Here is a 20,136-nt window from a genome sequence, read left to right on the forward strand (position 1 = left end):
TAAGAAGTAAATGAATACTATTATTATAAATCCTAGTCTTACAAAATTAGCATTTAAAAATTCTTGGATTTGAAGAAGTATGGACATTGCAAAAGCTTTGCGATAATCATGAAATTACCTGTTCCAGCTTGAAAATCTTGTTCAATAAATCAATAGCCTCTTCGGTACTTTCTTCTTCATCGCGCAGGTGATTTGCAAAATGACCGGCAATTTTTTGTATGATTCGGTCAGCAATAAAGTCTGCTTGCTCTTGATTAAAATCGATAATTTTAGTTCGGTGACTTTTAATCTCTGCCGCTTTGAGCGTAGAGAGCTTGGTCTTTAAAGCATTCATAGTAGGAGCAAAACGTCGTGATTCCTGCCAAAGCTTGAATTCTGCGTGAATTTCAGAGATAATGGCATTTGCTTCTGGAATAAAATTCTCCCTATTTTCCAGTGTGCGATTAGTTACTTTAGAGAGTTCGTCTAGATGCACGAGAGTGACATTAGCGAGTTCCCTTACGTCTTCTTTTACATTCTTCGGAATAGAGAGATCAAGAATTAATAAAGGTTTATTCGTGCAGATCAAATCTTTGGAAACAGTAGGGTTCTGCGCTCCAGTAGCAACAATAAGGATATCACTTTGGGCTATTTGTTCTTCTAATTGTGCGTAATCTTTTACAACGAGGTCAAATTTACCAGCAATAAGCTCTGCTTTATTCTTGGTACGGTTGATCAACGTAATTTCTTTATTATCCGTATGCTTGATGAGATTTTCACAAGTATTGCGGCCTATTTTACCAGTACCAAACAAGGTGATGCGCTGACTCGAATTTCTTTCAAAATTTTCTAAGATATATTGCACACTAGCAAAACTCACTGAGGTTGCTCCACTGCTTAAATCAGTCTCCGTTTTGATACGTTTGCTGGCTTGAATCACTGCATTAATCAATCGCTCCATATACGGATTGATCAGTTGCTGGGCTTTTGATTTCCTAAAAGCCAATTTCAACTGGCCAATAATTTCAAAATCTCCTAAGATCTGACTATCCAATCCAGTACCAACATTAAAAAGATGATCGTTTGCTTTTTCATTTTTATGAACATAAGCGACCTTTTCAAATTCCTCAACCGTTCCATTAGAATGCTCACACAACAATTTAATCAACTGAAATGGATGCTGGGCAAATCCGTACAACTCTGTACGGTTGCAAGTAGAGATCACAGCAAGCGATGGAATCCCTTCTGCTTTGGCTTGTACCAACAAATTATCTATCGCTTCTGCGCTTAAAGAGAACGCACCGCGCATCTCAGCATCTGCCTTACGGTAACTGATTCCTATTGCGTAAAATGTATGATAAATTGCTGCTGCCGCGGCCATAAATTACTTTTAGTAGTAGTCGACAAAATTAGTCGAGCTTTTAGTATAAAAATAACGCTATAGGTTCCTTTTTCGTCGCTATGAGTTACATTTGCATTATTAAACTGTATGATAGCCTATTGGTGGTGTATGACTCGCTTTTACGAAAGCAAAATAACCGCTATTTAGAGTCGTTTTAAATAAGAATACGCATGGAAAATATCGCTAAAGGTGCCGCTGAAATCACAATTATAGAAGATGGGTTTCACATCATTAGATTAAAAAATGACAGTGATGAAAAAGCTTCCTTTTTACATCATGTAGACAGTAGTTTTTTACAATTTCACTATTGTCTTAAAGGAAATATACAACTTGCTTTTAATGAAGGTAGCTACCAACTGGATTTAAAGGAGCAAAACTCGTATTTACTATACAATCCTTCAAGAGATTTACCTATGAATCTGAATATCGGTCCACAAACTTGGTTTATTTCTGTTCTAATTTCTATTAAGAAATTTCACTCTCTTTTTTCTCCAGACGCACAGCATGTTAGCTTTCTAAGTCCTGAGAATAAGGATAAAAAATACTATGTCGACGGTAAAATATCACCTTCCATGGCGGTAGCATTGCACCAACTCATGAATTACAACCTCAACGATACCATCAAGCAATTGTACTTTAAAGGAAAGTCTTATGAATTGCTCTCCCTCTATTTTAATACCGAGGAAGAAGCAAATATAGATGCCTGCCCATTTCTAGCCGACGAAGAAAACATGCGCAAGATCAAACGAGCTAAAGAAATTATCATCGAGCGCATGACGGACCCACCTTCACTCAACGACCTCTCGAGAGAAATAGGTTTATCACTTAAAAAACTCAAAGAGGGTTTTAAAGAAGTGTATGGTGACACTGTTTATGGTTTTGCTTTAGATCATAAAATGGATTATGCGCGCCAGTTGCTCGACGGCGGCCAGCACAATGTCAACGAGGTAGGTTTAAAAGTAGGCTACAGCACTGGAAGTCATTTTATAAGTGCCTTTAAAAAGAAATATGGAACAACTCCTAAAAAGTATATTTCTGGGAAGTAGGTATGAATTTGAACTTGAATTAGAATTAGAATTAGAATTAGAATTAGAAAAATAAAATTCTCAAATGATCTTAGGTTTAAGATCTCTCCATTATCAGAACTATTACATATATCTTATGTTTTTGCACCCTTTAGGATTGGGAACGAAAACCAATTCAACAAAAAAACCGCCTGCAAGCTAAGACGCTCCACAGACGGTTTCCAACCAACCAAATTCTTGTGCGGTATCAACCGCATTATTTTTTATTTTTCTTAACTCTATTAAAATCGAGCATTCTATTCTTTGTACTATCAACGTCGCTACTGTTCTTTAATTGTATGAATCCGCGACCTTTAAATATGTAGGTAGTTCCACCTTATAATTGATGCAGTTCTATGCTGTTTTTATCGGTAATGTAAAGATCTAAAAAATCATTCCCTATAAAATCATAATCCAACGTTAATTGCTTGTTAATACTTCCATATATCTGATCTTGTGTAGAATAAACTCCCGTGAAATCCCAAAACAGAACTATATATTCAGTCCGTTTATATCTTTAGACCTTTCAAAAATAGGGGCGTTATTTTCTTGTAAAAATCTCAAGCAGTTGGTTTGATCAAAATAATCGACAGCTCCGACTTGACTTGTATGTACTTTTTCCCAAGCTTGATATTATTGATAGAAGTACCGGATATTACCGCAAAACAACTGATCATAATCGAACGTATTTCTGCTATAACCATCGAGAGAGCATCTGTTATGCGCATATAGATCTCTTAATTCAGTCGGTCCAATTCCCCCACCCTCACTTCAAAATCGTGTAACCCATCAATATCGCGATCGATAGCTAGTTGGTTATATATCGTTTGGTAAGAACCAACATCGATTCCTAGTCCAGCTACAGCGCTATATATACCTTCAAGACTTTTATTTGCATACAGCGTACCCAAGTCAAAACTTAAAGTGAACGCTCGGGTCATAAAAGGCAGATTAGGATTCTCTTGTTTGCTATTTAATTCTACGCACCACACTTCGTTAGAAACAAGTACCTCATTCGATGTAGGAGCATTATATCCATCTCCTATCTGCATTTCTGTGTGACAACTCGTTGAAGTTAAAACAAGAAGTGCAGCTACTAAAAAAGTAGTCATTGCTTTCCTAATAGTTGTATTGAAAAGTTACCAGCGAGATTTCAAAAATAGTACCCGTTTTTAAACCAATAATTGAGCGTGTTTTGAACTTCCGCTTTCGCGAAAGCGGAATAATAAAAATAAGTTCCTAAAAGTTAGAAATCTAGAAAAAGCTAAAACCTGTAGAGTCCTGAGGTTGCTCGAGGTCTTCTTGATCTCCATCTATATCTTCAAGACCATCACCGCGCAACTGTCTGTCCACCCGATCTGCCTCTTCTAGGATTTTAGGAAGTAAGAACGGAGCTAAAGGCGCTATGTGCCCATAAACAATGCTGTTCTCCTTAATGTCTTTTCCGATAATATGAAACTCTCCACTGGCCGAATTGATAAACATCAATATCACACTAGCTAAAAAGCCCATTTTAACAAGGCCAAAAGCTGCTCCTGCAATTTTATTGATAAAGCTAAGGTTAACGGTTTTTATCACTTTGGTAATCAGCTTACCCACATAGGTAATGACAAAAATAATCACCAAAAAAGTAACTATAAAGCTGGCGATAGTAATATAAACATCCTCCCACGCTACCTGTACTCGCAACCAATCACCTGCAAAATTTGAAAAATAAATAGAGCCGTAAATAGCGGCTATAAGAGCAATTAGCGAAGTCAACTCAACAAAAAAACCATTCAAGTATCCTTTATAAAGGCCTATTAATAAAACAATACAAATAATTATGTCCAACCAATTCATCGGGCTAAGTTAGGGAAAAATGCTGGTTAGAGAAGAGGTGATAAAATCAAATCTCATCTTGTTAAAATAATGAACTCCTAGTTTCATGGAGTGAAAACGCCAGTACGAGCATTGATCTTAGATTATATTTTAAATTATAATTAAATTCCCTTCTCAATCAGCAGTTAAATTTAATCATCAAACAAATGAAATACCTATTTAAACTACCCGTCTACTTTTTTCTTTCTGTTCTTTTATTTAGTTGTGATAATGACGATGGAATGGCTGACAATCAAAATCTTTGTACTTATCAAGGCCTCACCTTTTTTGATGGCACTACACAAACACTATTAGCAGAAGCACAGTTGCAAACAGAACTCTTTCCCAATAATAATGGCCCTGGCGTTGCTGCTGTAGAAGTATATGAAACAACTAATCCAGGAAACATCTATTTAACTACTGGAGCTGTGACCTTAAACGCTATAGGACCTGGAAACCTTGGTATAAACGGAACTAATTATCCAGTGACAGTTACTTGCCAGCGCGCAGGAACTGCAGTTGGTGATGAATTTAGATTTGATATCGTTACCGTGTCTGGCGGTTTTGAAGGTGAATTATGCGTGGTTATTGATGCAGTTGTACCATAATCAAACCTTAGTATTAAAACAACAAGGGTGTTTTGAAAATAATTTATAAAAACAAAAGCCTCACAAGTATATACTTGCGAGGCTTTTTAGTTATTTCAGATCTGTTGCTTGCATAGACTCCGTCACCAAGCTACTTCGATCAAATCAGTACATCGCCTAAAGAGTGCGGAAACAAAAAACTCCACTTAGAAAACCTACCCTTTAAGGTTAGGGAAAGGTTTTCAAGTTCCAATTCGAATTCAAGTTCAAGTTCGTTTCCATTCCCCAACTACTTCGATCAAATCAGTACATCGCCTAAAGAGTGCGGAAACAAAAGGTCGATAAAAAAAATAAAACCCCACAAGTATAAAACTCGTGAGGTTCGGTATGTAATTTATTATCTATCAGTCGGTAGTCCGCTTTTTAAATTCGAGTTCGAGTTCAAATTCGAGTTCGAGTTCCTAAATCTTTCTCAACCAAGTACTCATGCTTACACGAGATTCTAAATAGTTCTTCAAGTCTTTAATCGCTATACGTTCTTGTGTCATCGTGTCGCGATCTCTTACCGTTACTGCATGATCTTCTTTGGTTTCGTGATCTATCGTCACACAATAAGGAGTTCCGTTAGCATCTTGTCTTCTGTAACGTCTTCCTATCGCGTCTTTTTCATCGTACTGCACTTTTATAGACCATTTTAATTCGTCTATGATTTCGTTTGCAATTTCTGGAAGTCCGTCTTTTTTTAATAAAGGTAGAATCGCTGCTTTTACAGGAGCAAGAACTGCTGGTAATTTAAGCACTGTACGTTCACTTCCATCTTCTAGAGTTTCATCTACCAACGAATTAGAAAAAACGGCCAAAAACATTCTATCTAAGCCTATAGATGTTTCTAATACATAAGGAACATAGTTTTTATTCTCCTCATGATCAAAGAACTGTAATTTCTTACCACTGTGTTCTTCGTGTGCTTTCAAGTCAAAATCTGTACGGGAATGAATTCCTTCGAGTTCTTTAAAACCAAATGGGAAGTCAAATTCAATATCGGTCGCTGCGTTTGCATAATGAGCCATTTTCTCATGATCGTGAAAACGGTAGTTCTCATCGCCCATTCCTAAAGATCTGTGCCATGCCATGCGCCTTTCTTTCCATATTTCAAACCATTCTAATTCTGTTCCTGGCTTTACAAAATATTGCATCTCCATTTGTTCAAATTCCCTCTGGCGGAAAATAAACTGACGCGCCACAATCTCATTTCTAAAGGCTTTACCTGTCTGAGCGATTCCAAAAGGAATCTTCATACGACCTGATTTTTGAACGTTTGCAAAATTGACAAAAATCCCTTGAGCCGTTTCTGGCCTTAAGAATAAATCGGTTGCCGTATCTGCACTGGCGCCTATTTTAGTACCGAACATTAAGTTGAACTGACGTACATCGGTCCAGTTTTTAGAACCTGTATCAGGATCTGCTATTTCTAGTTCTTCTATTAGAGCTTTTACACCAGCAAGATCTTCCACCTGCAGCAACTCAGCAAGTCTTGCTGTAGGTTCGGTAGCCTTCTTCATGTAACCCATCACACGCGGATTGGTCTCTGCATACATTTTTGCATCAAAGTCTTCACCGAAGCGTTTTGCTGCTTTCTCTATTTCTTTATTGGCTTTTTGTAGGTTTTTCTCGCAATAATCTTCTACAAGAACATCAGCACGGTAGCGTTTTTTAGAATCCTTATTATCTATCAATGGATCGTTAAATGCATCTACGTGACCCGAAGCTTTCCATACCGTAGGATGCATAAAAATAGCCGTATCTATTCCTACTATATCTTGGTTGAGCTGAGTCATTGCTTGCCACCAGTATTCTCTGATATTTTTCTTTAATTCGACTCCATTCTGTCCGTAATCATAAACAGCACTTAAACCGTCATAAATTTCACTAGATTGAAATACATATCCGTACTCTTTTGCATGAGAGAGTACTTTTTTAAACTGATCGTCGTTGTTGTTTGCCATAGCTGCAAATGTAAAAAAAAAGGAGGTTGATCACCTTGTGAATTTGTGTATTTCGTTGTCCTAGGGAATCACGTTCAACAGAAACTTTTATTTTCTTTAAGAAATAGAATGCGATAACTATATCCAGCTCGTTTTACTTCTTAAAGATGACGATGTCTTGATATTCCAGTTTGTCGCCTGTATACCTCTCATCCTTCCAGAAACCATCTATAATTTCAATCTCTCTAAATCCAGCTGTTGAAATCATCGATCGCAAAACATCCTCTTGTATTGCTATATTACCAGCAGTAACATCAGCATGCATTAATCGATATCCGTCATGCGCGATTGGGAAGCTAAATCCACTTCTGGTAGAAATATAGGTCTCATTATGTGAGTTATACAAGAAAAAAGTCGAAAGACAACAGGCATCTTTATGAGAAACTCTATACATTTCATTTAGGTAATTCTGTATTTCACTTATCGCCATATGTGTAAAAACTGAAAAGGTGAAACAAACATTGAACTGATTATCAGAATATGGAAACTTAAACATAGCTGCATCACCACCTTTTGATTTATAGAGATCATTAAAAAGATCAACATAAGTAAAATGAAAGTTTGAAAAATCTGCTCCTATCCCTCTCTTGCACCAATCTATTCCTTTTTTTACTGGATCAAAACCGTGATAAGTACTATTGCTTTTTAGATATGGAGTAAACGCAATAGCCGTTCTGCCCATTCCACATCCTATATCTAAGAGTTTATGATCTGGTTGCACATCAGTATATTTTCTTAACAACTGTAATTGCAGTTTTCCTTCTTCAAGAAATTTTTTAGGTCCAGCGGTTCCTCCAGTAAAAACAGCACCTCTAGAAGGTACATATTTGTTTCTACCTTTTATTTTCTCTATTATATCGAGAGGTAAAAAAAATATTTTACGCAGTAAGAATCGGCTATCAGGAGACAACTGATACCAAAAGTTCCTGAATGCTTCTTTATTTTTCACAACTCCTAATTTTAATAAAAACAATACTACTACTTTTATAGGAGCCCTCCTTTTTTAAAGCAACAAAAAAGCACGCTTAAAAGCGTGCTTTAAAATTATAATATTGAAAAACTATCTCAATGTCATCTCATTACTGCTCACGCGTATAGGTCCATTATATAAATTGATTCTATAACGACCTTTAATGATGGCATCCTCATTTGCATTAACGAGTTCGCAGAGATCTAATTCTTTTCCTTTATAATTGAACTGGATGACTTTGGAATAGGTCAACTTTTGCCCATCAAACTCTTTCGTTTTATTTTCTCCCAACACATTGTTGTCTGGATTGATCACCTGAAGATAATAGGTAGTCACACCCATAGTAGCTATTGGATTTTCTGGAAGCGTAAAACAAACTTTGATGTCGTCCACACGACGTGCGCGGTCATTTTCTATTTGCTTACCAGAACTTCTAAGAATAACCCCTACCGGAGTGAAATTAACAGGAATCAATGCCGATGCTCGAGCCATGTTCGAATTCAAATTAGCAATAGTCGAATTTTGATCTTGACCTTTAAGGATCTCGGTGTTTAAAGCCGCTAAGGTGTTTTCATTTTCTAAAGCAAGGTTTTGATTCACTACTTCTAGGGTATTGATACGGTCTTGAAGTAAATCGCGGTCTCTTTTAATATTGCTCAGTTCCTTGCGTAATAAAGAAAGTACTTTGACATCAGTTTTTAATTTACTTACACTATCAACCAATCGTGTAATGCGATCCCTCGCATCGGTAAGGTCGGCACTTAGTGCATTTCCTTTTTCAATCTCGATGCTGTATTCTGATGAGATGTTGTCCAATTCCTCTTGAATCTGTGCTTTCTCATCGTTTAATGCGATCTTAATACCTTCGTTTTCTTTGTAAGTGTTGTACGACCACACTCCTAATCCTAAAAGAGATAGAATAAAAATTCCTAATAAAACCTTAAGAATACGGTTGTCTTTTTGCTGTGCCATGTGGGGTTGTTTATCTTTATAACGTACGAATCTAAAAAATAATTTGTTCTGACGTGGTTTTCTGACTTTATTAACTTATTCTTTCCTGTAGTTTGCATGGGTTGCACTCGTAGCTTAACAACAGGAGAGCAAGTGATATGCACTGTTTGCAGGTCTGAAATCCCCATAGCTCTTAATCATTTGGAAAAAGACGATAAAGTGAAAGAACTCTTCTTTGCTCGCGCTGATGTACAAACGGCCACCAGCTTGTTTTATTATGAAAAAATAGGTGTCGTACAGCAATTGATCCATCAATTAAAATACCAAGGCCGGGAAGAAGTCAGCCCCTTTTTAGGTAAATGGCTAGCTGCGGCACTTCAAAACGATCCTGCTTTTCAAGACATCGACTTGGTAATTCCTGTGCCCGTTCATCCTAAACGACGTGCAAAAAGAGGCTATAACCAGGTAGATGGTTTTGGAAAAGAACTGGCAGTTGCTCTGGGGGCTCGCTTTCGCGAAAGCGTGCTCATCAAAAGCCGCAACACCATTAATCAAGCTCAATTGGGACAAGTAAAACGCAGTGATGAAACCCAATCGCCTTATGAACTCATGGAACAAATCCCTCGAGGAACGCACATTCTTCTCGTGGATGATGTAATTACTACTGGGACGACTCTCGCACTTTGCGCTAAAGAGTTGCACAAAAACCCAGGTATTCAACTATCCATTGCCACCATGGCGATATCTGTTTAAAGCAGAGATTTAAAATACAGCTATTTAAGTAACGGTTAAAGATTAACGATGTGAAGTTTTAATTTGTCATTCCAGAAAACTTGGCTTCAAAGTTCCCAAAAAAAGCCAAATGTAAGTGCTAAATTTATCTGGAATCCAGTAAGCAGTCTCTGTAGATGATATAACTTGAAGCTTCTGATTTTCTTTCCTCTTGGCTTTACTTATGATTTTTAATCCTGTTTCAACTCAACTATTGGCTAGCCGATTAATTTTGCTCTATTTTTGTAAGTGTCAACTACAAAAATCAATTCATGAATACTATTCTAGTTACTACCGAAAATAACATCACTACCATCACTATCAACCGCCCTAATAAGCTCAACGCACTCAACAAAGCGACGATTGAGGAATTGAGCGAGGCGATATCTACTGCCGAAGAAGATGCAGATACCAGAGTGATTATTCTAACAGGAAGTGGAGAAAAAGCATTTGTAGCTGGAGCAGACATCTCAGAATTTGCTGATTTCTCTCCAGAAGAAGGAAAAAGACTGGCTGGAAAAGGACAAGAATCGCTTTTTGATGCAATAGAAAATTGCTCTACTCCGGTGATTGCAGCCATTAATGGTTTTGCATTAGGCGGTGGTCTTGAGCTTGCTATGGCAGCACATTTTAGAGTGGCAAGCGACAATGCAAAACTAGGACTTCCTGAAGTTTCTTTAGGTGTGATTCCTGGTTATGGTGGTACACAACGTTTACCGCAACTGGTGGGCAAAGGTCGCGCTATGGAAATGATCATGACCGCAGGAATGATAGATGCTGCAACGGCACATTCTTACGGACTCGTGAATCATGTGGTAACGCTAGAAGAGCTGATACCAACTTGTGAAAAATTAGCCTCTAAGATCATGAGAAATAGTCCAATGGCCATAAGTGCAGCAATAGATGCGGTAAACGCTGGATTTATAGATGGAACAGATGGCTATCAAGTAGAGATCGATAACTTTGGCTCTTGTTTTGGTACCGATCAATTTGTGGAAGGAACAACGGCCTTTTTAGAAAAACGCAAGGCGGAGTTTTAGTAATACAATATATATCTTGTTATCATAAAAGGTGGAATTAATTCCACCCTTTATGATACGTGATGTACAGCTACATAATATGAAACGATCCTTATTCTGCTTTTTGATTTTTATGGTTTCTTGTCGACAAAGACTATCTGATTCTGACAAAACTATAGCTAATTTAGATTTTAAAGAGCTTACAACTAAGTAGAGGGAACAACAGCATTTTTAGAAAAACGCAAGGCGGAGTTTTAGTAATACAATATATATCTTGTTTTCATAAAAGGTGGAATTAATTCCACCCTTTATGATACGTGATGTACAGCTACATAATATGAAACGATCCTTATTCTGCTTTTTGATTTTTATGGTGGCTTGTCGACAAAGACTATCTGATTCTGACAAAACTATAGCTAATTTAGATTTTAAAGAGCTTACAACTAAGTAGAGGGAACAACAGCATTTTTAGAAAAACGCAAGGCGGAGTTTTAGTAATACAATATATATCTTGTTATCATAAAAGGTGGAATTAATTCCACCCTTTATGATACGTGATGTACAGCTACATAATATGAAACGATCCTTATTCTGCTTTTTGATTTTTATGGTTTCTTGTCGACAAAGACCATCTGATTCTGACAAAACTATAGCTAATTTAGATTTTAAAGAGCTTACAACTAAGTAGAGGGAACAAAGGCCTTTTTAGAAAAACGCAAGGCGGGGTTTTAGTAATACAATATATATCTTGTTATCATAAAAGGTGGAATTAATTCCACCCTTTATGATACGTGATGTACAGCTACATAATATGAAACGATCCTTATTCTGCTTTTTGATTTTTATGGTTTCTTGTCGACAAAGACCATCTGATTCTGACAAAACTATAGCTAATTTAGATTTTAAAGAGCTTACAACTAAGTAGAGGGAACAAAGGCCTTTTTAGAAAAACGCAAGGCGGGGTTTTAGTAATACAATATATATCTTGTTATCATAAAAGGTGGAATTAATTCCACCCTTTATGATACGTGATGTACAGCTACATAATATGAAACGATCCTTATTCTGCTTTTTGATTTTTATGGTGGCTTGTCAACAAAGACCATCTGATTCTGACAAAACTATAGCTAATTTAGATTTTAAAGAGCTTACAACTAAGTAGAGGGAACAACAGCATTTTTAGAAAAACGCAAGGCGGAGTTTTAGTAATACAATGTATATCTTGTTATCATAAAGGGCGGAATTAATTCCACCCTTTATGATACGTGATGTACAGCTACATAATATGAAACGATCCTTATTCTGCTTTTTGATTTTTATGGTGGCTTGTCGACAAAGACTATCTGATTCTGACAAAACTATAGCTAATTTAGATTTTAAAGAGCTTACAACTAAGGAAGAAAAAAAAATATTTTTTAAAGAAGTATTTGATACTGATCAGGCTATTAGAAAAGAAAGTAATGATTTAGATTTGAAGCAAGCTGACGAAGCAAAACAATGAGCTATGTTTCATAGAATGGATTCCATAGATGATGTAAATATGGATAAAATAGCATGGTATCTAGACGATTATGAATATCCAGACAAAAAAAACTTATGGAGATAGTATAAGCAGAACACCAGCCCTAGTTGTTCATCATTCCAATAATGAAGGGATAAAAAGAGAATTCTATCCGGAATTTAAAGTTGTTCATGATCTAGGTCACTTAAATGCTAACTTCTTTGCGTTATACTTAAGTAGGCTATATGAAATAGAAAATGGAGTCTATTTTAGGATGAAAAGTCCCTATATAATTGAAGATCAAATAGTAAATTTAATTGTTGAGTTAGATTTATAGTATGCATATTTCACAAAGGGTGGAATTAATTCCACCCTTTGTGATGATCAAATCTCAAAATCTACATTTACAGAACCTGCTTTGTGATGCTCTTTCTGATTTTGAATATATCTGGCTATCATTTTAACGTCTTTAGGACTTACAGTAAATAAACCATAACCACGCTGCCAACTAAAACTATCTAAAAATTTGTGATTTTCATTGAGCCATCTTGAGCTTGAGCCTTTGATATCTTTCAACATCTTTGAAATATCGAGTTGCGGATTTGCATGTAATAATATATGAACATGATCTTCCATACCATTAATCATAATTGGATCACAACCTATTTCTTCACATTTATACCAAATCATTGTATATAATTCTGGTTGTAAATGAACTGAAAGTAATAGTTCTCGATTCTTAGTACCAAAAACAATATGAAAATAAGCATGTATGTTATTGCGAGACATATTTTAAAGATAAGTTATCTATCAAAAATGGTGGAATTAATTCCACCATTTGTGATGATCAAAACTTGTGGGAACCATCTCCATTTATCTATCTCTATAACTATCCTCTAAACAAAAAGAAATCATTTTTCATATCTTCGATTTTTTCATCCTTATTGGTAATGATGTAATCCAGTGCTTTTTCTGTGAATTCTAATCCTTTTTTAGTTAGAGACACTGCCTGATTCTGAATGGTAATCATGTTGTTGTTTTCAGCTAGGTTCAGAACAGTTTTAGAACGTACTTTTCCCCAATTGATATGTTCTTGTAAATGACCTACTCGTCTTTCTTCTTCACTATCATGATTATTCAAGTGAAGTAAAAACGTCAGCAGGGAAACTTCAATACGCTGCCTCTTCTGTCGGAAGAGTACTGCGATCAATCCTTTAGAAGGGGCAAAAAGATAGACCAATAAAAATATCAATCCTAAAACGGTAGTGATCGATCCGCTGATGGAGGCGTCTAGCCATACTGCAAAATAATAACCACCTACAGCGCTCATAATTCCAAACAGTACAGACAGTAGGATCATTTTATTTAAATCGGTAGTCAGCAAATATGCTGTGGCAGCTGGCGCGATCATCAAAGCAACTACTAGAATAGCTCCTACAGCATCAAAAGAAACCACGGTAGTTACCGAAGCTATACTCATCAATCCATAATGCATCAAAACAGGAGAAAAACCTAAAGCAGAGGATAATCCTACATCAAACGTACTTAGTTTTAATTCTTTATAAAAAGCTAGAAGCAATGCTAAGGTGATCAATAAAGTAGTAGAAATGGTCCACATGCTTTTGGGTCCATAGCTCACATTGTCAATCATCAATTGATCAAAGGCAGCGTATTCTAGCCTACCTACAAGAACAGCGTCTGCATCCAGATGTATATCACTTGCATAAATAGCGATCAACAACACTCCAATACTAAACAAGGCTGGAAAAACAAGCCCAATAGCGGTATCTTCTTTTACCAATCCTGTTTTCTGAATGGCTTCTACAAGAACAACGGTTATAATGCCGCTAAAGGCAGCTAATAAAATCAACCAAGGGGAAGCGAGGTCTTCGGTAATAAAAAAGCCAATGACGATCCCGGGAAGAATAGAATGGCTGATCGCATCACTAATTAATGCCATTTTACGCAATACCAAAAACACCCCTGGTATCGCACAAGCAACTGATGTAAGACAAGCAATTAGTATGATAGCTACCTCTGAATTCATGATTCTGGAATATTAGTAGTATATAAGTTTTGAGCTGTTTCAAAACCTTCTTCTGTAAGGGACCAGTCCTGACCCTGGATGGTAATCCAATGTTTATCTGCTAGAGCACTTAAAGTCCCTTTAGTATACCCTTGAAAACCGTTTAAGATTCTAATAGCATGAGGTCTGGAAATATCTTCATGCTTTTCCACAATTCCATACATAAAATACAATGTTTTCTTTAATTCTAGGTCTCTGCGATTTCTAATCAATCGAATCTGTTTGAATAAAATTCCACGACCAGGAGAAAAAATAAAAGAAATAGCTACAAAAACCGCTGCGACTAGAACGATGACAGGCCCTGTAGAGAGGTTGTTATAAGACGCACTTATCGCTGTTCCAAAAACTCCTGAAAACATACCAAATACAGCTGCTAGTAGCACCATCATACCAAGGCTATTGGTCCATTGTCTTGCGGCGGCAGCAGGAGCGAGCAGCATGGCACTCATCAATACGACACCTACCGTTTGTAAGCCTATCACTATCGCAAGAACAATAAAAAAGCTGATCAATCCATCTATAAAACGGGTGTTAAAGCCCAAAGTAGACGCATAGTTTTTATCAAACAATAGCAACTTAAATTCTTTCCAAAACAACAACATAACCGCAAGACTAATTCCGGTTACAATGACCATTAGCATCACATCACTTTCTACTAAAGTCGCTGCCTGACCAAACAAATATTTATCCAGTCCTGCCTGATTTGCATCTGGCTGTTTTTTTAAATAACTCAATACCAACTCCCCAAACCCAAAGAACAAACTCAAGATCAATCCCAAAGCCGTATCCGTTTTTAAATGTGTTTTAGTGACGATTCCGTGTATCCAAACGGTACCTATTAATCCGCTGATAAGTGCTCCTAAAAGCAACACGTTAGAATCTTTAAGACCCGTAAACAAAAATGCCAGCGCAATTCCAGGTAAGGCTGCATGAGAAATAGCATCTCCTAGAAGACTTTGTTTTCTCAATACCGCAAAACTTCCCAACATTCCACAAATCGCCCCTAAGATAGCTGTTCCCAGTGTTATGGTGCGTAAGGTATAATCGGTAAAGAAATCTGTTAATTCCATTTTAAATTCAAAATCAAAAAAAACTAAAATCAAGTTTAGCTTTCCATTTATTTATATTATTTATATCAGTTCCACTTCATATTTTCTAAAGAAAACAGAAGTTTATGCCGAACTTGATTCAGAGCAAAAGCGAGATTATTAAAAATGTCTGGTTGAGCGGTAGTCGAAACCTTTTTAAAAATCTCAATTTCTAAACGTTCTCAACTCTCGCACGAATTGGCATCTGTTTCAAATTCGAGTTCGAGTTTGAGTTCAAGTTCATTCTATTTTTGCACCGCAACCTTATAATTGATCCCATAGGTTTTCGTCAAGTTATCATCATTAAAAATGTCTTTTACTGGGCCTGTTGCGATGCGTTTTACATTTAAGAAAGTGACCCAATCAAAATATTCAGGTACCGTTTGTAAATCGTGATGCACAACGATGACCGTTTTTCCAGCTTTACGTAATTCCTTTAAAATATTGATAATCGCAATTTCAGTAGTTGCGTCTACTCCTTGAAAGGGCTCATCCATAAAGTAGATAGCTGCATTTTGCACCAATGCTCTTGCGAGAAAAATACGTTGCTGCTGGCCACCAGAAAGTTGTGAGATTTGCCTTCCTTTAAAGGCTAACATCCCTACCTTTTCTAATGCTTCTAGCGCTTGTTTTTTTTGCTTAGCACCCGGTCTTTTAATCCATCCCAATGCTCCGTAAGTTCCCATCATCACAACATCTAGGGCTGTCGTGGGAAAATCCCAATCTACACTTCCTTTTTGAGGTACATACGCCACCTTATCCCGTTGTTTTTTATAAGGTTTTCCATAGATAGAAACAGATCCAGCTATCGGACTAATAATCCCAAGAATAGCCTTGATTAAAGTCGATTTTCCTGCACCGTTAGGTCCTACAATAGCCATCAATACACCTTCTGGAATAGAAAGGTCTATATCCCAAAGCACCGGTTTGTAATTATAGGCTACGGTAAGGTCATCTACTGCAACAGCTATTTTTTGTTCCATTATTTAAGTGCGTTTACAATCGTGTTCACGTTGTGCTTATACATTCCTATATAGGTTCCTTCTTCTGTTCCTGCACTTCCTAATGCATCGCTGAATAACTCGCCGCCTATAATAACATCATGGTCTTGTGCGTTCACAGCGGCTTGCAAGGCTTCTACCGTACGTCTCGGAACACTGCTTTCTATAAAAATAGCTTTTATTTTATTGTCTATAATGAACTGGGTAATGCGCTGAACATCTTTTACTCCAGCTTCTGTTGCTGTAGAAATTCCTTGGAGACCTACTACTTCAAAGTCAAAAGTTCTCCCGTAATAATTAAAAGCATCATGAGCTGTAACGAGAATTCTTTTCTCTTTAGGCAACTCTTCCACCTTCTTATCAAGACCTATTTTGAGCTCCTTCAATTTCTTTAAATACACATCCCGATTTACTTCAAAAGCTGCTGCATTTTCTGGATCTAATTCTGAAAGTCTTTTAGTTATATAAATAGTAATATCATTCCAGTAAGATAAGTCAAACCATATATGTGGGTCGTAATTGCTTGCAAAATACTCACTGCCTATTAGTGTGTTCTCCTCTACACCATCGCTTATCGCAATCGTAGTTTTTGCTAGTTCGTTCATCTTTTCAAAAACCTCGACCAGCTTGCCTTCTAAGTGCAAACCATTGTAAAAAATCACATCAGCGCGATCTAACTTTCTAAAATCGCCCTGACTGGCTTTGTACAAATGTGGATCTATACCGCTGCCCATCAGGCCATTTACTTCAATCAAATCGCCACCTATATTCTCCACGAGATCTGTAATCATCGTGGTGGTAGTGACTACTCGCAGCTTGCCATTTTCTTCTTTTTTATCGCCGCAGCTTATTAAAAATATGGCTATTAAGAGAAATAAGATTCTTTTCATAATTATATGTTTGTTATAATTCCGCTTTCGCGAAAGCGGAGCATTTTAAAATCATAGTTTTTTGTAATAACCTAGAATTCCATATCTAGATCAACTAAGCGTTATAAGCTTTTTCCGAAACTACCATTAATTAAATGGAGTCAATATTTTAGTCACTTCTACCTCATCCAAAAATCCAGAATACTGATAAAGTATCTCAAGATCTTTATTTATAATTAATAATACAGGATAAGATTTATCTTCACTTTGCCTTAACAACTCTTGAGCTAATTGATGAATTCCAGTATGGTGTCCAGTAGCTTTAAAACTAAATTTTACATTTCTAAAAATGACATCTTTCTTACTTTCTGCATCAAACGGTACAAAATAGAAATCCTTATTTATTAATTCTACGAGTGGCTTATCGCTAAAAGTATCTTCGTCCATCGCTTTACAATATTTACACCACTGCGTGTATAAAAAAACGATAACTGGTTTATCTTCTTGCTCCAATGCTATGTCCAACTCTTCAAAACTGTAGTTTTTCAAATCACTGTCTTTTTGGGCAACTGCAAGTAATGGTAGCAACCAAACTAATAAAATAAGTAAAACAGTTTTCATAAACTTCGTTTTAAAAAATACTGTATCTAAACCCTAAGAAACCTCTTATTCCTTGATTACTGGCATATACATAACTAGGATCAAAGGTAAGTGCATTTGGGTTATCAGGTGTGGCAACAGCCTGTCCACTTTGATCAAATTGTACACCTTCATCAAATGGGTCAAATGCTCTTGCAATACTATTAGATGCCGGCGTAAAGTTCAAAAGGTTTTTAACACCGCCATAAACTTCCCATTGGGTCCCAAAAGTTTTAGAGAGCTGGATGTTTTGAACGCTAAATACTGGTGAAAATTCATCTCTAGGATCGGTATCACTTATAAGAGGTAATCTCATAGGTCCATAAACGTTTCCTGTATAATCAATATTTAAATCCCAAGCTTTTATCTTGTAACTGATGCTCCATACACCACTATATCCTTCGGTTAATAGTTGTCTCGTGCGCTCGCCATCTTCTGTTATAGATACATCCATTAAGGTTGCGCCAGCAAGAATTTTTAAACCGTTTCTAAAAACAACATCTGCGTTGATTGATACTCCTTGTGATACAGCAAATCCATCAAGATTGCTATAGATAATCCTGTTAAAATCAGTCTCGTAATCTGGCAGTATTCTATTGGTGAAATAGGTATAAAATGCACTAGCATCTAGATTAAAAAATGTATTATTTTTAGTTCTAAAGGTTTTTACATAATTCACATTTGCATTCCATGAAGTTTCTGGCTCTAGTTCTCCTTCAAAAACTACTTCTCTAGCACCAGTGAGTGCCGCATGATCTTCTGTAAATACATTTGCCACTCTAAACCCGTTACCAACACTTAGCCTTAGGACGTTAGATTTATCTCTAGAAGACCACTTGTAATTTACACGTGGTGAAAACACATTTCCATGAATACTATTGTAATCATATCGCACACCTAACAATAACTTTTTACGATCTGTAATAGCTATTTCATCTTGTACAAATACTCCTGGTAAATGAATTACAGATGGTAGGTCTCCCAAACCATCAGCGGTTGAGGTCGCAAAGGTATTGTCGTTATAATAGGTATACCTATAAGCTGCACCTGCAAGTAAATCATGTGAAGAACCTAACTTCTTACTCCAAGTAAGCTGACCAAATCCTATGTATTGATCTGCATCATAAGAAGTGGTTCCATAAAATGAATCTTGTGAATGTCCATTCCCACTAAATTGAAAGCTCAAATCCTCATCAGTAGGCAAATCATATCTTCCAAAGGCTTCCCATCTACTGGTATAAATACTTTCCCCATAAACCTCATCTCCACCACGGTCTGCACTCGTCCAATCCATCTCGCCGCCCCATCTATCTTCATAAACATACCTTCCTGCAATGGAGAATACCTTACCGTCTTCTCTATCAAAGTTTATTTTATTAAAAATAGAAATTCTATTCTGCAAAGTCATGTCTGTAAATCCGTCACCGTTATTATCAATGGGGTTTTGATAATTAAAATAACTAACCCCTAAAATACCAGAGGTCTTATCTGACAATTGATAACCTGTTCCAACATCTGTACTTACTTCACCCCATGATGTAGTGAAATTATCAAAGCTTAGCTTATTTGCTCCTGTTGGTTTTTTAGTTATTACATTGATCACTCCGCCTACTGCTTCAGAACCGTATAATGTAGATGCTGGCCCTTTTACAATCTCCACTCTTTCTATAAGTGCTTGGGGAATACCGGTAAGACCATATACGGTAGATAGACCACTTACTATAGGTAATCCATCAATCAACACCATGGTATAAGGACCTTCTAGACCATTTATGTGTATATCTCCCGTATTACAAACACTACAATTAAGTTGTGGCCGTACACCGTTTACATTTTGTAAAGATTCAAAAATGGAAGGTGTTGGGTTTTTCTTAAAAAAACTTTGAGTATACACCTCAACTGGCACAGGACTCTCTAACTTACTAACTGGCTTGAGAGTACCCGTAATAACTATTTGATCTAAAGCGCCTAAGTCTTCTTTTAAATTTATTTGAAGCACATATGGATTTTTGTCGTCTGTTAAATTCACCTCTACCACAGCGCTTTTATAACCAACGGCACTCACACTAATTTTGATAAGCCCTTTCGGTAAATTTTCTAATTTAAAAACCCCATTTTTATCGGCAGAAATTCCTTTTCTTAATTCTGGCGCGTATACATTAGCAAAGGGTACGGTCTCCAGAGCACTCTTGACAATACCTTCAATTACAAAGGTTTCAGGTGTTTTTTGAGACTGGTTTTCTTGACTGTACATTATGAATGGTAAACAAAGCACCATAAAAAAAATCTTCTTCATATTTAAAT

At 36.6% G+C, this 20,136-nt stretch carries 18 protein-coding genes; 5 read left to right on the plus strand and 13 right to left on the minus strand.

Annotated features, from left to right (window positions below):
* Positions 1-106 precede the first annotated feature (106 nt).
* Positions 107-1,360, minus strand: coding sequence for a glutamyl-tRNA reductase (gene hemA, locus F0365_RS03775; RefSeq protein ID WP_169932471.1), 1,254 nt, complete (start codon positions 1,358-1,360; stop codon positions 107-109).
* Positions 1,361-1,551: 191 nt separating this feature from the next.
* Here hemA and F0365_RS03780 point away from each other — a divergent pair, with 191 nt between their 5' ends.
* Entirely contained in the window at positions 1,552-2,427 is an 876-nt protein-coding gene (locus F0365_RS03780; protein WP_169932472.1) for an AraC family transcriptional regulator, read from the plus strand.
* A 755-nt stretch (positions 2,428-3,182) separates the two neighbouring features.
* Here the strand turns inward: F0365_RS03780 and F0365_RS16425 are convergent.
* Together F0365_RS16425 and F0365_RS03790 are read right to left on the minus strand one after the other, a co-directional pair.
* Complete coding sequence (locus F0365_RS16425) at positions 3,183-3,557, minus strand: hypothetical protein (RefSeq protein ID WP_206071300.1); 375 nt, start codon at positions 3,555-3,557, stop codon at positions 3,183-3,185.
* Between the two features lie 142 nt (positions 3,558-3,699).
* Positions 3,700-4,287 carry a CvpA family protein gene (locus F0365_RS03790; RefSeq protein ID WP_169932473.1) on the minus strand — a complete coding sequence of 196 codons (588 nt, stop codon included), beginning with the start codon at positions 4,285-4,287 and terminating at the stop codon, positions 3,700-3,702.
* Between the two features lie 185 nt (positions 4,288-4,472).
* Here F0365_RS03790 and F0365_RS03795 point away from each other — a divergent pair, with 185 nt between their 5' ends.
* Positions 4,473-4,913 carry a hypothetical protein gene (locus F0365_RS03795; protein WP_169932474.1) on the plus strand — a complete coding sequence of 147 codons (441 nt, stop codon included), beginning with the start codon at positions 4,473-4,475 and terminating at the stop codon, positions 4,911-4,913.
* 440 nt (positions 4,914-5,353) lie between these two features.
* Here the strand turns inward: F0365_RS03795 and F0365_RS03800 are convergent, their stop codons facing one another.
* The 3 genes from F0365_RS03800 to F0365_RS03810 all read right to left on the minus strand — a co-directional run bounded on the left by F0365_RS03800 (position 5,354) and on the right by F0365_RS03810 (position 8,879).
* On the minus strand, positions 5,354-6,898 hold the full coding sequence (locus F0365_RS03800) for a glycine--tRNA ligase (RefSeq protein ID WP_169932475.1): 1,545 nt from the start codon (positions 6,896-6,898) through the stop codon (positions 5,354-5,356).
* A 133-nt stretch (positions 6,899-7,031) separates the two neighbouring features.
* A complete protein-coding gene (locus F0365_RS03805) occupies positions 7,032-7,886 on the minus strand; it encodes a class I SAM-dependent methyltransferase (protein ID WP_240961872.1) in 855 nt (284 codons plus the stop codon).
* A 111-nt stretch (positions 7,887-7,997) separates the two neighbouring features.
* On the minus strand, positions 7,998-8,879 hold the full coding sequence (locus tag F0365_RS03810) for a hypothetical protein (protein WP_169932477.1): 882 nt from the start codon (positions 8,877-8,879) through the stop codon (positions 7,998-8,000).
* Positions 8,880-9,077: 198 nt separating this feature from the next.
* Between F0365_RS03810 and F0365_RS03815 the strand changes: the two genes are divergently transcribed.
* The 3 genes from F0365_RS03815 to F0365_RS03825 all read left to right on the plus strand — a co-directional run bounded on the left by F0365_RS03815 (position 9,078) and on the right by F0365_RS03825 (position 12,149).
* Entirely contained in the window at positions 9,078-9,611 is a 534-nt protein-coding gene (locus tag F0365_RS03815) for a ComF family protein (protein ID WP_240961873.1), read from the plus strand.
* A gap of 290 nt (positions 9,612-9,901) precedes the next feature.
* On the plus strand, positions 9,902-10,669 hold the full coding sequence (locus tag F0365_RS03820) for an enoyl-CoA hydratase/isomerase family protein (RefSeq protein WP_169932478.1): 768 nt from the start codon (positions 9,902-9,904) through the stop codon (positions 10,667-10,669).
* Between the two features lie 1,264 nt (positions 10,670-11,933).
* Positions 11,934-12,149 (plus strand): hypothetical protein, encoded by a 216-nt coding sequence (locus F0365_RS03825; RefSeq protein ID WP_169932479.1) that lies wholly within the window; start codon positions 11,934-11,936, stop codon positions 12,147-12,149.
* A gap of 384 nt (positions 12,150-12,533) precedes the next feature.
* On the opposite strand, the gene tnpA is transcribed toward F0365_RS03825, so the two are convergent.
* The 7 genes from tnpA to F0365_RS03860 all read right to left on the minus strand — a co-directional run bounded on the left by tnpA (position 12,534) and on the right by F0365_RS03860 (position 20,128).
* Entirely contained in the window at positions 12,534-12,938 is a 405-nt protein-coding gene (gene tnpA / locus F0365_RS03830) for an IS200/IS605 family transposase (protein WP_169932480.1), read from the minus strand.
* A 100-nt stretch (positions 12,939-13,038) separates the two neighbouring features.
* Positions 13,039-14,196, minus strand: a complete 1,158-nt coding sequence (locus F0365_RS03835) for a metal ABC transporter permease (protein WP_169932481.1) — start codon at positions 14,194-14,196, stop codon at positions 13,039-13,041.
* Positions 14,193-15,305, minus strand: a complete 1,113-nt coding sequence (locus F0365_RS03840) for a metal ABC transporter permease (RefSeq protein ID WP_169934745.1) — start codon at positions 15,303-15,305, stop codon at positions 14,193-14,195. The genes F0365_RS03835 and F0365_RS03840 overlap by 4 nt, the downstream gene beginning before the upstream one ends.
* Positions 15,306-15,568: 263 nt before the next feature.
* Positions 15,569-16,306 carry a metal ABC transporter ATP-binding protein gene (locus tag F0365_RS03845; protein WP_169932482.1) on the minus strand — a complete coding sequence of 246 codons (738 nt, stop codon included), beginning with the start codon at positions 16,304-16,306 and terminating at the stop codon, positions 15,569-15,571.
* Complete coding sequence (locus tag F0365_RS03850; RefSeq protein WP_169932483.1) at positions 16,306-17,214, minus strand: metal ABC transporter solute-binding protein, Zn/Mn family; 909 nt, start codon at positions 17,212-17,214, stop codon at positions 16,306-16,308. Before F0365_RS03850 ends, F0365_RS03845 begins: the two co-directional genes overlap by 1 nt.
* A 126-nt stretch (positions 17,215-17,340) precedes the next feature.
* Complete coding sequence (locus F0365_RS03855) at positions 17,341-17,814, minus strand: thioredoxin family protein (RefSeq protein WP_169932484.1); 474 nt, start codon at positions 17,812-17,814, stop codon at positions 17,341-17,343.
* A gap of 10 nt (positions 17,815-17,824) precedes the next feature.
* On the minus strand, positions 17,825-20,128 hold the full coding sequence (locus F0365_RS03860; RefSeq protein WP_169932485.1) for a TonB-dependent receptor: 2,304 nt from the start codon (positions 20,126-20,128) through the stop codon (positions 17,825-17,827).
* Positions 20,129-20,136: the final 8 nt, after the last annotated feature.

This window comes from Nonlabens sp. Ci31 (assembly GCF_012974865.1).
In the GTDB taxonomy this organism is placed as follows: Bacteria; Bacteroidota; Bacteroidia; order Flavobacteriales; family Flavobacteriaceae; genus Nonlabens.